At 63.4% G+C, this 13,487-nt stretch carries 11 protein-coding genes; 5 read left to right on the forward strand and 6 right to left on the reverse strand.

The window, feature by feature from the left end; genetic code table 11:
* Window positions 1-96: 96 nt before the first annotated feature.
* Both clpA and clpS read right to left on the reverse strand, forming a co-directional pair.
* Entirely contained in the window at window positions 97-2,454 is a 2,358-nt protein-coding gene (gene clpA, locus KKP04_RS03715; RefSeq protein WP_215026904.1) for an ATP-dependent Clp protease ATP-binding subunit ClpA, read from the reverse strand.
* A gap of 8 nt (window positions 2,455-2,462) precedes the next feature.
* Window positions 2,463-2,804: an ATP-dependent Clp protease adapter ClpS gene (gene clpS / locus KKP04_RS03720; RefSeq protein WP_251133879.1), complete on the reverse strand. Its 342-nt coding sequence runs from the start codon at window positions 2,802-2,804 to the stop codon at window positions 2,463-2,465.
* 469 nt (window positions 2,805-3,273) lie between these two features.
* Here clpS and KKP04_RS03725 point away from each other — a divergent pair, with 469 nt between their 5' ends.
* On the forward strand, window positions 3,274-5,076 hold the full coding sequence (locus tag KKP04_RS03725) for a D-alanyl-D-alanine carboxypeptidase (protein ID WP_215026919.1): 1,803 nt from the start codon (window positions 3,274-3,276) through the stop codon (window positions 5,074-5,076).
* Between the two features lie 98 nt (window positions 5,077-5,174).
* Here the strand turns inward: KKP04_RS03725 and KKP04_RS03730 are convergent, their stop codons facing one another.
* Both KKP04_RS03730 and KKP04_RS03735 read right to left on the reverse strand, forming a co-directional pair.
* Window positions 5,175-5,783 carry a hypothetical protein gene (locus KKP04_RS03730; protein ID WP_215026922.1) on the reverse strand — a complete coding sequence of 203 codons (609 nt, stop codon included), beginning with the start codon at window positions 5,781-5,783 and terminating at the stop codon, window positions 5,175-5,177.
* A 161-nt stretch (window positions 5,784-5,944) separates the two neighbouring features.
* The gene (locus KKP04_RS03735) at window positions 5,945-6,361 is read right to left on the reverse strand and encodes an SET domain-containing protein (protein ID WP_215026925.1); all 417 of its coding nucleotides are present in this window, start codon (window positions 6,359-6,361) and stop codon (window positions 5,945-5,947) included.
* Window positions 6,362-6,560: 199 nt separating this feature from the next.
* On the opposite strand from KKP04_RS03735, the gene KKP04_RS03740 reads away from it, so the two are divergent.
* Window positions 6,561-7,361: a TlyA family RNA methyltransferase gene (locus tag KKP04_RS03740; RefSeq protein WP_215026928.1), complete on the forward strand. Its 801-nt coding sequence runs from the start codon at window positions 6,561-6,563 to the stop codon at window positions 7,359-7,361.
* Entirely contained in the window at window positions 7,324-8,658 is a 1,335-nt protein-coding gene (locus KKP04_RS03745; protein WP_215026931.1) for a class I SAM-dependent RNA methyltransferase, read from the forward strand. The genes KKP04_RS03740 and KKP04_RS03745 overlap by 38 nt, the downstream gene beginning before the upstream one ends.
* 22 nt (window positions 8,659-8,680) lie before the next feature.
* Here the strand turns inward: KKP04_RS03745 and KKP04_RS03750 are convergent, their stop codons facing one another.
* Window positions 8,681-9,160, reverse strand: coding sequence for an Hsp20 family protein (locus KKP04_RS03750; RefSeq protein WP_215027076.1), 480 nt, complete (start codon window positions 9,158-9,160; stop codon window positions 8,681-8,683).
* 178 nt (window positions 9,161-9,338) lie between these two features.
* Here KKP04_RS03750 and KKP04_RS03755 point away from each other — a divergent pair, with 178 nt between their 5' ends.
* Window positions 9,339-10,364 carry an alpha/beta hydrolase gene (locus KKP04_RS03755; protein ID WP_215026934.1) on the forward strand — a complete coding sequence of 342 codons (1,026 nt, stop codon included), beginning with the start codon at window positions 9,339-9,341 and terminating at the stop codon, window positions 10,362-10,364.
* Window positions 10,365-10,378: 14 nt separating this feature from the next.
* Window positions 10,379-10,843, forward strand: a complete 465-nt coding sequence (locus tag KKP04_RS03760; protein WP_215026937.1) for a cupin domain-containing protein — start codon at window positions 10,379-10,381, stop codon at window positions 10,841-10,843.
* A 59-nt stretch (window positions 10,844-10,902) separates the two neighbouring features.
* Here the strand turns inward: KKP04_RS03760 and lon are convergent, their stop codons facing one another.
* A complete protein-coding gene (lon, locus tag KKP04_RS03765) occupies window positions 10,903-13,341 on the reverse strand; it encodes an endopeptidase La (protein ID WP_215026940.1) in 2,439 nt (812 codons plus the stop codon).
* Window positions 13,342-13,487 lie beyond the last annotated feature (146 nt).

The raw sequence follows: 13,487 nt of genomic DNA on the forward strand, positions 1-13,487 counted from the left end.
AGACCTCATGGCTAGCGCGCCCCTTGCGCTCAAGCACAGAGCAAGTCCAGACGAAAACGCCGGGCGCTGCGAGGGCGACCGGCGTCATATTTCCAGTCAGGCCGCGCCCTTCGGCAGCAGCGCCGGGCCTTCGCCCTCGCCCGCCTCGGCGTCTTCGGCCTTGATCGGCGGCTTCGCCTCGATGACCTCGAAGGAAAGCGTCTTGTTGCCGTCCTTCTCCTCGACGACCACCCGCACCGTTCCGCCGCCTTCGAGCTTGCCGAACAACAATTCCTCGGCCAGTGGCTTCTTGATGCTCTCCTGAATGACGCGGGCGAGCGGACGCGCGCCGTACATCTCGTCGTAGCCGTGGTCGGCGAGCCATTCCATCGCTTCCGGCGTCAGTTCGATGACCACGTTGCGGTCCGCGAGTTGCGCTTCGAGCTGGAAGATGAACTTCTCGACCACCCTGCCGATCATCTCGCGCGAGAGGCGGGCAAACGGGATCACGGCGTCGAGGCGGTTGCGGAACTCCGGCGAGAACATGCGCTTGATCGCCTCCTCGTCTTCGCCCACCCGCTGCTGGCTGCCGAAGCCGATAGCGGGCTTCGCCATGTCGGCCGCGCCCGCGTTCGTGGTCATGATGAGCACCACGTTGCGGAAATCGACCTGCTTGCCGTTATGATCGGTGAGCTTGCCGTGGTCCATGACCTGAAGCAGCACGTTGAACAGGTCCGGATGCGCCTTCTCGATCTCGTCGAGGAGAAGGACGCAGTGCGGGTTCTGGTCCACGCCGTCGGTCAACAGGCCGCCCTGATCGAAGCCGACATAGCCCGGAGGCGCGCCGATGAGCCGCGACACAGTGTGCCGCTCCATATACTCCGACATGTCGAAGCGCAGGATCTGCACGCCGAGCAGGCTCGCGAGCTGGCGGGCGACTTCCGTCTTGCCGACGCCGGTCGGGCCGGAGAACAGGTACGAACCGATGGGCTTCTCCGCATCGCGAAGGCCCGCGCGGGCGAGCTTGATCGCGGCGGAAAGCGCATGGATCGCCTGATCCTGGCCGAACACGACGCGCCTGAGATCGCCTTCGAGGTTGCGCAGAAGCTCCGTGTCGGTCTTGGAGACGGTCTTGGGCGGGATGCGCGCCATGGTGGCGACGGTCGCCTCGACCTCCTTCACGCCGATGGTGCGCTTCCGCTTCGAGGGCGCCAGCAACATCTGCGACGCGCCCGTTTCGTCGATCACGTCGATCGCCTTGTCGGGCAGCTTGCGGTCGTGGATGTACTTCGCCGACAGCTCCACCGCAGCCTTGATCGCCTGGTTCGTGTATTTGATGTTGTGGAAGTCCTCGAAGTAGGGCTTCAGCCCCTTCATGATTTCGATTGCATCCTCAACCGTCGGCTCGGCGACATCGATTTTCTGGAAGCGCCGCACAAGCGCGCGATCCTTCTCGAAGTGCTGGCGGTATTCCTTGTAGGTGGTCGAGCCGATACAGCGCAGCACGCCCGATTGCAGCGCGGGCTTCAAGAGGTTCGACGCGTCCATCGCGCCGCCCGAGGTAGCGCCCGCACCGATCACGGTGTGAATCTCGTCGATGAAGAGGATCGCGCCCGGATAGGCTTCGATTTCCTTCATCACCGCCTTGAGCCGCTCCTCGAAGTCGCCGCGATAGCGCGTGCCCGCGAGCAGCGTGCCCATGTCGAGCGAAAACACCGTCGCGTTGGCGAGCACCTGCGGCACCTCGCCGCGGACGATCTTGCGCGCCAGTCCTTCTGCGATGGCCGTCTTGCCGACGCCCGGATCGCCCACGTAAAGCGGGTTGTTCTTCGACCGGCGGCACAGCACCTGGATCGTGCGCTCGATTTCCTTGTCGCGGCCGATCAGCGGATCGATGCGGCCGTCCTTCGCCTTCTGATTGAGGTTGACGCAGTAGGCTTCGAGCGCGTCCGTCGAACGCTTCTTCTCATCGGCGCCGTCGACCGTGGTCGCATCGTCCTCGACGCCCCGCACACCGCGAGGCTCGGACATGCCGGCCCGCTTCGAAATGCCGTGGCTGATGAAATTCACCGCGTCGAATCGCGTCATGTCCTGCTCTTGCAGGAAGTAGGCGGCGTTGCTTTCGCGCTCGGCGAAGACCGCGACAAGCACATTCGCGCCCGTCACTTCCTCGCGGCCCGAAGACTGCACATGCACCACGGCGCGGTGAATCACGCGCTGAAAGCTCGCGGTCGGCTGCGCCTCGCCATCCTGGTCAAGGACGAGGTTGTTCAGCTCCTTGTCGAGAAACTCGGTCAGTTTGGCCCGAAGCCGCTCCACATCGACGTTGCAGGCTCTAAGGACAGAAGACGCGTCGCGGTCATCCAGCAGCGAAAGGAGCAGGTGTTCCAGCGTTGCGTATTCGTGATGCCGCTCGTTGGCGTATTCGATAGCGCGGTGGAGCGACTCTTCCAGGCTGTTTGAGAATGATGGCACTGCCGCACCTACTCCTTTTCCATAGTGCACTGAAGGGGATGCTGATGCTGGCGCGCGAAATTCATCACCTGGGTGACTTTCGTCTCAGCAACTTCGTAGGTATACACGCCGCAGATACCGACGCCTTTCTGGTGGACATGCAGCATTATGCGCGTTGCCTCCTCTCGCGGCTTGTTGAAGAACCGCTCAAGCACGTAGACGACGAATTCCATCGGCGTGTAGTCGTCGTTCAGGAGGAGAACCTTGTAGAGGCTCGGGCGTTTCGTTTTGGGACGAGTTTTTGTTACGACCCCTGTTTTCAGGCCGTTGTCGTCCTTGAAACCGTTATTGCCCGCCATCGCAGCAACCATTCGAGACCCTATCGGAAGCCTGAACGTTTCAAGCGTCTGCCACTCTGCCTGACGCCTCCGGATCGTGCGCGGAAAAGAGGCCATCACCTTGCATCATCCCGTTTATCGGTTTCGTCTGTCAAGGCCTCCTGACCGGCGCCTCATCGAATATATGTGCCCCTTCCTGCATTGAAAGGGTGCCGCCCCGTTCATCACGCAGCGGTGTTTCCAAACTCCCGCAATTCCATCGGCGAAATTGAAATCCTACGCCCGATCCAGGTCATGGGTAAGACCGAATTAATGCCCGTACAGGTATAGCAGCCTGAGCCGACAACCTTGCATTGAGGTTGACCGCCCACGCGACGCCTTGACGCGGCGCCTTGCTGACGACACGTTTTTGGGGTTTCAAACCGCCGTGATCCGACATCTGCGTTTTCAAATTCCGAGGCATAAGAAGGACTTGGCACCGAACGGTTCAGCTCGGGACCACATGGCTCGGGACCAACCGCCCCGGCATGACTTCGCTCGTGAAGGCATCGCTCGCCGGGTTTCGCCGGTCGCCGTGCTTCTCTGCGCGATGGCGGTCCTTCTCCTTGCCCTCTCCGGTTCCGCCGAGGCTCGCCGCAAGGCATCTCGGGCGCCGTCTTACTCCCCGGCGAGTTCCGCCATGGTGGTCGACTTCCACACCGGGCGCATCCTGATCGCGAGGAACGCCACCGACCCGCGGTTTCCCGCCTCCATCACCAAGGTGATGACCCTTTATCTGCTGTTCGACGCCCTTCGCGACGGCAAGCTCGGCATGAGCACGAAACTGCGTGTTTCGGCCTACGCCGCATCGCAGTCGCCGACGAAGCTCGGCCTGCGCCCCGGCGACACGATCGCGGTTTCCGACGCCATCGGCGCCATTGTGACGAAGTCGGCGAACGACGTGGCCGTCGTGGTTGCCGAAGCGCTGGCGGGCTCCGAGGAGGAATTCGCCCGCCGCATGACCCAGAGGGCGCGCACCATCGGCATGCTCAACACGACGTTCCGAAACGCGTCCGGCCTGCCGAATTCCGAACAGCGGACGACGGCGCAGGATCTCGTCATCATGGCGCGCGCGGTGCTGACCGACCATCCCGAGCGCGCAGGCGTCTTCAAGACGAAATATTTCCGGTATGGCGGCGACATCTATCGAAACCACAACACCTTGCTGTTCTCGTATCCGGGGATGGAAGGCATGAAGACCGGCTTCACCTCGGCGTCGGGTTTCAACTTGCTCGCCACCGCGCGGCGCGGCGAGAAGCGGCTCATCGCGGTGGTGCTGGGCGGATCTTCGGCCCGCGCCCGCAACGGCGCCATGCGCAACATTCTCGACGCCTCATGGTCGAAAGCCATGACACTCACCGCCGCGAAAAAAGCGGGCGCCCTGGTCGCGTCCTTGGCGCCGAAGCAATTTGCGGCCGCTGCGCCCGCGAAGCTTCCGTCCGCGCCGGAACCGCGACAGGTGGCATCCGCGGAGCAAACGGCGAAGGACGCTGCACCTGTGCAGACGACTCCCGGCGGCACGGCTCATCTGCGGCGCGTGTCTCGCCTCCCCGCCGGTGCATTGCAGCTCAAACGCAAGCCCGACAGCGCATCGAATGCGATCCTGTTCTCCTCGCTCGAAAACAGCCTTGCGGTGCGCGCCACCCGCGAGCCCGCCGAGACATCCGACACGTCGACGGACGAGCCCGAAGAGGCGACCGGGCGGGCCATGGTCGACCATGACGTGACTGCCTCCGGTTCGAAGCAGGCGGCCGTCACCGTGACATTTCCCGGTCCCGGCGAGGCGCAGCCGAAAAACATGTCGGTCCATAACAAGACTGTCCGGCTTCCCGAGGTCGCGCCTCTTGCCGCCGCCGCCGTCCAGGCGGAAGGAGAGGCGGCGGAAGCATTCGCCTCGGAAGCATCGCCCCGGCTATCCGAGGGAGCCACGCTCGCTTCGACCGTTGCGCCTGAACTCCGGACCATCGCCACGGCGGAAGCCGCAGCCTCACGCGAGACGGTGAATCTGCCCGGCCCGTATCACGTGCAGGTGGGCGCATTCCCCGAAAAGTCGCAGGCGCAACTCCGACTCGAAAGCGTCCGGCAGGCGCTCGGCCCGGCCTTTTGCAAGTCTCATCCGGACTTCATCATGCCGGTCTCGCTCGCGAGCGGCGCCACGATGTTCCGCGCCCGCTTCGCGCGCTTCGACGATGAGACCAAGGCGAAATCCGTGTGCCGTAAGCTCAAGCGATCCGGCATCGAGTGCATGAACGTCCGCGCGCCATAGAGCCGTTCCGATCCGATTGAATCGCAATCAGATCGGTAAAACGGTCTCTTTTCTGAAGTTTAGAGCCGGATTCACTCCAAAAACCCGCGCGGCGCCGATCAGCACCCCGGCTCGCAGCATTTCGGCTGCGATGGAGCCGGAACCCAGCGTGTGCCTTCGGGCTGCACCGCCACGCGCTCGCGCGAAAACGCGATATAGGGCCGCTGGAAATGGGCGTAATTCTTGTAGGGCTTCAGGAGCACGCGCCGCTCGGTCAGCGCAACCGCGTCGGGCGTCACCTGCTCGGCCCAGCGGCGGCCCGGACGGACGAGCACCCGCTTCTCGACGAGGATATCCTGCGGCGGAACGCGCACGCGGCAGATAGCCGCTTGCCCCCCGACGCATTGCTCGCTCCAGATGGAGCCGCCCGGCTTTCTGACACGCACCGTCACCGTCTTGTAAATGGCCGGTGTCTCGCGCCATACGACCCTGCCGGGCACGACCGCCCGCTGCTGGATCACACCGTGGAGGCTCGGTCGGCGGGTCACTTCGTAAACGCCCGGCTCGACGACGTCGCGGCGGATGAAGGTCCGGTGAACCGGACGGAGCGGCGCCTGCACATAGCACTCGGCGCGCGTCTCATCCGGCGCTGCGACCGTCAGCACCGACAGCCCGGCGAGCCCGAAGCAAAAACCCCGCGTCCAGTATTTCCTTGCCGCCGACCGCATGCTCGCCCCCGCGATAAATTCCAACAGGACTCTATAGACACTGTTTGGGTAAATATCACGTTCCGGCAGGCGATAATTTTCGAACTATGGCGGGGCCGCAACAGGACGTTGAGCGCCGCCGCCCCGGACACGCGGCATCCGGGGGGCAACGTTCATCCGACTTAGGGGTGGGAATGCGCATCCCCGTTTACCGCCGCCAGACCCGCGAACCAGCCCTGGAAGGAGGAGTCGAATTCATGGTAGTTGCAGGTGATCTCCTCGCCCGCCGCGATGTCGCGGATGGCGTAGCCCAGATCCGGATCGGTGAAATCGGTGTTGGGCGTCTCGCTGTGATTCATGAAACGGCCGTTGTCGGCTTCAAGAACCCATATGCCTTTTTTCTGCATATGCGGGTAGGAATAGCGCTGAATGAAGTCCTGCATGTGCGACGGCAGTTCTTCGATATCGGCTTCGGTGAAGAAAACGTCGAACTTCGGCTCCAGCCGCCAGATGACATCTCCTTTCTTGATAGGCTCGGCAGCATAAATGCCCACTCCCTCGATCGCGCTGTTCGAGAGATAGGTACGGACAAGCATCATGATTTGATTTCCCAAGAATTGTGTGAGGTTGGTTGCTTATCGAACCTGAACGGGTATGGGGTAATTACTTAGCGCTTCACGGCCTTCTGGCGACCTAGGCCACGAAGAGGCAGTCTAATCTCACATGTTCTTTTTCAACATCCTTCAGAGGATTGGAAATAGCGCTTTATCCGGTTGCCGAAGACAACACAGGGAGCTGATGATTGCGCTAAACATTGTCATTTGCAACAAGCTTGATGTCGATGTTTACAAGGCCACGGGACCGCATTTGAAACTCCGACTCGACCATCTTCTGGTTCGGCGCGCGCTGGCCGAAACCCGCTCGAAAGCGCGGGATATGATCCGTCGCGGGGGCGTGCGCGTGCGCGGTCGCACCGACGTGAAGCCGGGGCTCGAAGTCGCCGAGGACGAGCCCGTTGAAGTGATTGAAAAGATGCCGTATGTCGCGCGGAGTGCCCTCAAGCTCGCAGCGGCGCTCGATGCTTTTGGCCTGTCGCCGTGTGCGCGCGCCTGCCTCGATGTCGGCGCCTCGACCGGCGGCTTCACGGAGGTGCTGCTTGAGCGCGGTGCAACCCGCGTCTATGCCGTGGATGTAGGCCGCGACCAGCTTCACGCATCGCTGCGTCAAAATGTCCGAGTGGTGTCGCTGGAAGCGCAGGACGCGCGCGCGCTGACCCCGGCGCTCTTCGATGCGCCCATCGACGCGGTGACCTGCGACGTGAGCTTCATCTCGCTCGAAAAGGTGCTGCCCGCCGTGCTGCCGCTTGCTGCGCCCGGCGCCTGGCTCGTCGCGCTGGTGAAGCCGCAGTTCGAGGTCGGCCGCGACGGCGTCGGCAAGGGCGGCATCGTGAAGGACGAGAATTTGCGGCGCGCGGCGGTGGAGCGCGTCACGGCATGCATCGAGGCGGAAGGCTGGCGCGCGCTCGGCGCCGTCGCATCGCCGATCAAGGGACAGGACGGCAATGAAGAAACACTCGTCGCAGCTTCGCGCGAGCGATAGCGCGTCGCGCGACACGGAAACGCTGACGCTCGCAATCGAGGCGATGGGCGCGCAAGGCGACGGCGTCGCGCGCGTCTTTAGCGGCGCTGCGGTGCATCTTCCTTTCACGCTGCCGGGCGAGGTGGTGCGCGCCGAGGTGGCTGGCGCGAAAGGCCGTCTCATTGCGGTGGAGACGGCAAGCCAGGAGCGCGTCGAACCCGTGTGCAGGCATTTCGGCGTATGCGGGGGCTGCGCGCTCCAGCATTGGGCCGCACCGCCTTACGACGCGTGGAAGGCGGGCCTCGTGGAAACGGCTCTCGCTCAGGCCGGCGTCCGCGCGCCATCGATGGAGCCGCTGAAAACATATCCCGTGTCGAGTCGCCGCCGCGCCGTGTTCACCGCGCGGAAGGAGGAGGGCGCGCTTCATCTCGGCTTCATCGCGGCGCGCAGCCACGATCTCGTCGACATCGACGAATGCCCCATCCTCCTGCCACGGATCGCCGCGGCGCTCCCGCATCTTCGCGCCGCACTCAAGGGCGCGATGGCGGATCGGAGCGAAGCGAAGATTCACGTCACCGCCGCCGATAACGGCCTCGACATCGCCATCGCCGGGCCGCGCCTCGCGAGCAGCGCACGCCACGCCATCGAGTTGGCGCTTCAGGCGGCCGGTGCGATCCGCGCAACATGGAATGGCGAGGCGATCTTCATCAACGGCGCGCCGCAGATCACCGTTGGCGGTTCGCGGGTCGTGCTGCCCGAGGGCGCGTTCCTGCAAGCGGTGGAGGCGTGCGAGCGCGACATGGCGGCGTTCACCGTCGCCGCGCTCGACGCGGCGGGTTCTGGGAAGGGGCCGGTGTGCGACCTCTTCGCTGGGCTTGGCGCGTTCACCTTTCCGGCCGCCGCCCGCGCCTCTGTGACAGCCTACGAGGACAATGCCGCCGCCGTCGCCGCGCTGTCCGCCGCCGCGAGGGAGGCGAAGGGTCTCAAGCCCGTGAAGGCGGTGCGCCGCGATCTGTTTCGCAATCCGCTCGGGTTTCAGGAATTGAACGCCTTTGCCGCCGCCGTGCTCGACCCGCCGCGCGAAGGCGCTGAAGCGCAGGCGCGCGCGCTCGCGCAGTCGAAAATTTCGGCGGCCGTGATGCTGTCCTGCAATCCGGCCACCTTCGCGCGCGATGCCGCCATTCTTGCGGATGGCGGGTTCGAACTGACGCGCCTCGCGGCCTTCGATCAGTTCCGCTATTCGGCGCATGTGGAAGTCGCGGCGCTTTTCCGCCGTCCGCGCACGAAAAAGGGCAGGCTTTCGCCCGCCCTTCGCTGAGGCCGTGAATCCGAGGCGCGCGTTACGCGGCAGCCTCGACCTTGCGGGCCGCATCGCCCTCGATCACGCGCGGGTGGGGAGCGCCCTTCGTGATCTGGATCGTGCGCGGCTTCATGGCCTCGGGCAATTCGCGCTTCAGGTCGACGTGCAGAAGCCCGTTCTCCAGCGCGGCACCGGACACCTCGACGTAATCGGCCAGCCGGAAACGGCGCTCGAAATTACGCGCGGCGATGCCCTGATGGATGTAGGCCCGGTTGGCAGCTTCACCCTTCTTTTCACCGCGGATGGTAAGAGTACCCTCCTTCACGTCGATGGAAAGGTCATCCTCACCGAAACCGGCGACAGCCATGGTAACGCGATAGACATTCTCGCCAAGACGTTCGATATTATAGGGCGGGAAGCCGCTTTCGCTTTCAAGACCAGAGAGCTGGTCAAGCACATTGGCTAGGTGATCGAAGCCGATCGCGGACTTATACAGGGGAGAGAGATCAAGACGACGCATGTGTTGTCTCCTTATCAAGCGAGAAGTTTCCTCCGCCTTAAAGGCCGGAGCGTAAGTTTGCAGCCGATTGGCCTGCACCCATAAATTTATTTCGGACATCTTCGCTGTCAAGGGGTGCTTGAGCAGCGCCATGCGCATGCGATAGAGTTTTTCCACGAACAGCGAGGACGGCTCGGACATGAACGGCTCGGATACGGCGATTGAGGGGGCTTCACCGGCGGCCGAGTTGGTCGGCATCACTCGCAATCCTGTGCCGGGGGGCGCCATCTGCGGCACATTCGACACGCGCGACGGCTTCCACATTCGCTACGCGCGGTGGGATACCACGGCCGAGCGGCGCATCGGGACGGTCTGCCTCTTTCAGGGCCGCACGGAGTTCATCGAGAAATATTTCGAGACTATCGGCGACCTGCGCCGCAGAGGCTTCGCCGTCGCCACCATGGACTGGCGTGGTCAGGGCGGCTCTTCGCGCCTGCTGAGGAACCGCGCCAAGGGCCACGCCGAGAACTTCGCCCATTTCGACGACGACGTTCGCCGCTTCATGTCCGGCATCGTGTTGCCCGACTGCCCGCCGCCTTACTATTGTCTCGCGCATTCGATGGGCGGGCATCTCGTGCTGCGACTCGCGCAAACGAAGGTGTGCTGGTGGGATCGCATGGTGCTCAGTGCGCCGATGATCGATTTCGCAAACAGCGAAAAACGCGGCAGCGTGATCGGCGCGGCGGCGGAAGCGCTGACGCTGCTTGGCTTCGGCGACAGCTTCATTCCGGGCGGCAAGGCTCAACTCTGGGAGCGTGCGCCTTTCGACGGCAATCCGCTGACCTCGGATCGTCTTCGATATGAGCGGGCGCAGGATCTGCTTCGCGCCGCGCCGCACCTCAGCATCGGCGCGCCGACCATCGGCTGGGTCCAGGCGGCCTGCACCTCCATTGCGACGCTTGCCTCGACCGCATTCATGGACAGCATCCGTGTGCCGACACTGATGGTGGCGGCGAGCAACGATCAAATCGTGTCAAACGCAGCAATGGAGCGTTTCGCGAGCCGGGTGAAGAACTGCCGCCTTATCGTCATTTCGGGCGCGCGGCATGAAATCGTGATGGAACGCGACCAGCTTCGCGAGCAGTTCTGGGCTGCGTTCGACGCCTATGTTCCGGGCTCGACGCTGCTGCCGCGGCGGCTGGAGCAGCCTGAAATCGCGCTGTGACCGTTGAGGCTCCGATGGCGACGTTGAAGGCCGATTTCCGTGACCCGGCGCTCACTGCCGATGCGGCTCGCGCGGTGCTCGACCTGAAGCCGCACCCGGAGGGCGGCCATTACCGCGAGCTGTGGCGGGATGCGCCGTCGGATGGCGAACGAGGCGCGGCGAGCGCAATCCTGTTCCTGCTGGCGGCGGGCGAGCGTTCGCACTGGCATCGTGTCGACGCGGCGGAGATATGGATCTGGCAGGCGGGCGCGCCGCTGGCGCTCGGCATCGCCCATGCGGATGACAGGCGCGAGACCATCACCCTCGGTCCGGATGCGGGCGGCGGCGAAGCCTTTCAGGGCGTCGTACCGGCATTCGCGTGGCAGGAGGCTGTGAGCCTTGGCGCGTGGACGCTGGTGAGCTGTATCGTAGCGCCTGCGTTTCGCTTCGACGGCTTCGAACTCGCGCCGCCCGGCTGGTCGCCGACCGATCTTGCCTGACGCAAAAAGAAAAGGACGAGGCGGCGGCCTCGTCCTTCGCACTTCAAGCGGAACCGCCCTCAGTGCGGCAAGCCGCTGCCATCCGCAACCGTCGGCTGGCCGATCTCCTTGATCTGCGCGGCAGCGAGCGCGGCCGCCTCGTCCCACTCGATGGGATCGAGCTTGCGGGTGAGCGCGATGGCGAGCACCTCGTCCATGCGCGCCACGGGGATGATCTCCAGCGCGTTCTTCACATTGTCCGGGATCTCCGCGAGGTCTTTCGCGTTTTCCTCGGGAATGATCACGCGCTTGATGCCGCCGCGAAGCGCCGCGAGCAGCTTCTCCTTCAGGCCGCCGATGGGCAGCACGCGACCACGCAACGTAATCTCGCCCGTCATCGCCACGTCGCGGCGAACCGGAACGCTTGTCAGGATCGAAACGATGGCCGTGACCATCGCCACGCCCGCCGAGGGACCGTCCTTCGGCGTCGCGCCCTCCGGCACGTGGACATGGATGTCGCGCTTGTCGAACATCGGCGGCTCGATACCGAAGGCAACGCAGCGGCTGCGCACATATGCGTTCGCCGCCTGTATGGACTCCTTCATCACGTCGCGCAAATTGCCGGTGACTGTCATGCGGCCCTTGCCGGGCATCATGACGCCTTCAACCGTCAGCAACTCGCCGCCGACTTCCGTCCAGGCGAGCCCCGTCACGACGCCGACCTGATCCTCAAGCTCGGCCTCGCCGTAGCGGTATTTCTCGACGCCAAGGAAGTCGCGCAGATTGTCGAGCGTGACATCCACCTTGACCTGCTTGCCGCTTTCGATCTGCTTCACGGCCTTTCGCGCAAGCTTCGCTATTTCGCGCTCAAGGCTGCGCACGCCCGCTTCGCGGGTGTAACGACGGATGATTTCGACGATTGCTTCGTCATCGACCGTCCATTCGCCCGGCTGAAGGCCGTGAGCCTCCATCTGCCCGCGCAGAAGATGGCGCTTCGTGATTTCGAGCTTCTCGTCTTCCGTGTAGCCCGCGAGCCGGATGATCTCCATACGGTCGCGAAGCGCCGGCGGAATATCGAGCGTATTCGCCGTGGTCACGAACATCACGTTCGAAAGGTCGTAATCGACTTCGAGGTAATGATCGTTGAACTCGTGGTTCTGTTCCGGGTCGAGCACCTCAAGCAGCGCCGAAGCCGGATCGCCGCGGAAGTCCATGCCCATCTTGTCGATTTCGTCGAGCAGGAAGAGCGGATTGGTCTTCTTCGCCTTGCGCATCGACTGGATCACCTTGCCGGGCATCGAGCCGATATAGGTGCGCCGATGGCCGCGGATCTCCGCCTCGTCGCGGACGCCGCCGAGCGACATGCGCACGAATTCGCGGCCCGTCGCCTTCGCGATGGACTTGCCGAGCGAGGTCTTGCCGACGCCCGGAGGGCCGACAAGGCACAGGATCGGGCCTTTCAGCATGTTGGTGCGCTTCTGTACCGCGAGATATTCGACGATGCGCTCCTTGACGCGCTCCAGGCCGTAGTGATCCTCGTCGAGCACGGATTGCGCCTCGTCGAGATCCTTCTTGACCTTGCCCTTGACGCCCCACGGAATTGACAGCACCCAGTCGAGATAATTGCGCACCACCGTCGCTTCGGCAGACATCGGGCTCATCTGCTTGAGCTTCTTCAGCTCGGCGATAGCCTTGTCCTTGGCTTCCTTCGAAAGCTTGGTGTTCTCGATCTTCTCCTCGAACTCGGAGATATCGTCGCGCTCGTCGGAATCGCCGAGTTCCTTCTGAATGGCCTTCATCTGCTCATTCAGGTAATACTCGCGCTGGGTCTTCTCCATCTGGCGCTTGACGCGGCTGCGGATCTTCCGCTCGACCTGAAGCACGGAGATTTCGCTCTCCATGAGCGTGAAGACGCGTTCCAGCCGCTCCGACACGGACAGAAGCTCAAGGATTTCCTGCTTGTCGCCGATCTTGATGGCGAGGTGCGAGGCAATCGTGTCCGCAAGCTTCGAATAGTCATCGATCTGGTTGAGCGTGCTCAAGACCTCCGGCGAGATCTTCTTGTTGAGCTTGACGTAATTCTCGAACTGGCTGATCGCCGAGCGCGCGAATGCCTCGATCTCGTCCTGGTTGCCGAGCGATTCTTCGATGCGCTCGATTTCCGCTTCGAAATAATTCTCGTTCGGGACGAAATCCTTGATGCGGGCGCGTGTCGTGCCCTCAACGAGCACTTTCACCGTTCCATCGGGCAGCTTGAGCAATTGGAGCACGGTGGCGAGCATGCCCATCGTGTAGATGGCGTCGGGCTCCGGATCGTCGTCGCCCGCGTTCTTCTGCGCGGCGAGGAGGATCTGCCGATCGGTGCGCATCACCTCGTCCAGGGCATTGATCGATTTCTCACGCCCCACGAACAGGGGCACGATCATGTACGGAAAAACGACGATATCCCGAAGCGGAAGCACGGGAAAGATTTCGCCCTGTCCCGGCGCTTTGGGATTGTCCGAAGTTGGATTCGTCATGTCGTTCTCCTCAATCCGACAGCGCAAAGGCCCGCTGTCATCATCCTGTAGCAGCCGGAAAGACCGGCCTTATGGCCGCCATCCGCGTCATGGCGCCGCTCATACGACAGTACATGCCGGACAAGCCGTCAGTCCATAGCGCAGTT

The organism is Rhodomicrobium sp. Az07 (assembly GCF_018619475.1).
In the GTDB taxonomy this organism is placed as follows: Bacteria; Pseudomonadota; Alphaproteobacteria; order Rhizobiales; family Rhodomicrobiaceae; genus Rhodomicrobium.

Bases quoted from the DNA above. Each gene is read 5' to 3' on its own strand.
- clpS (WP_251133879.1), bottom strand. From the start codon at position 2,804: ATGGTTGCTGCGATGGCGGGCAATAACGGTTTCAAGGACGACAACGGC.
- KKP04_RS03755 (WP_215026934.1), top strand. From the start codon at position 9,339: ATGAACGGCTCGGATACGGCGATTGAGGGGGCTTCACCGGCGGCCGAG.
- KKP04_RS03735 (WP_215026925.1), bottom strand. From the start codon at position 6,361: ATGATGCTTGTCCGTACCTATCTCTCGAACAGCGCGATCGAGGGAGTG.
- KKP04_RS03745 (WP_215026931.1), top strand. From the start codon at position 7,324: ATGAAGAAACACTCGTCGCAGCTTCGCGCGAGCGATAGCGCGTCGCGC.
- lon (WP_215026940.1), bottom strand. From the start codon at position 13,341: ATGACGAATCCAACTTCGGACAATCCCAAAGCGCCGGGACAGGGCGAA.
- KKP04_RS03725 (WP_215026919.1), top strand. From the start codon at position 3,274: ATGGCTCGGGACCAACCGCCCCGGCATGACTTCGCTCGTGAAGGCATC.
- KKP04_RS03760 (WP_215026937.1), top strand. From the start codon at position 10,379: ATGGCGACGTTGAAGGCCGATTTCCGTGACCCGGCGCTCACTGCCGAT.
- KKP04_RS03740 (WP_215026928.1), top strand. From the start codon at position 6,561: ATGATTGCGCTAAACATTGTCATTTGCAACAAGCTTGATGTCGATGTT.
- KKP04_RS03730 (WP_215026922.1), bottom strand. From the start codon at position 5,783: ATGCGGTCGGCGGCAAGGAAATACTGGACGCGGGGTTTTTGCTTCGGG.
- KKP04_RS03750 (WP_215027076.1), bottom strand. From the start codon at position 9,160: ATGCGTCGTCTTGATCTCTCTCCCCTGTATAAGTCCGCGATCGGCTTC.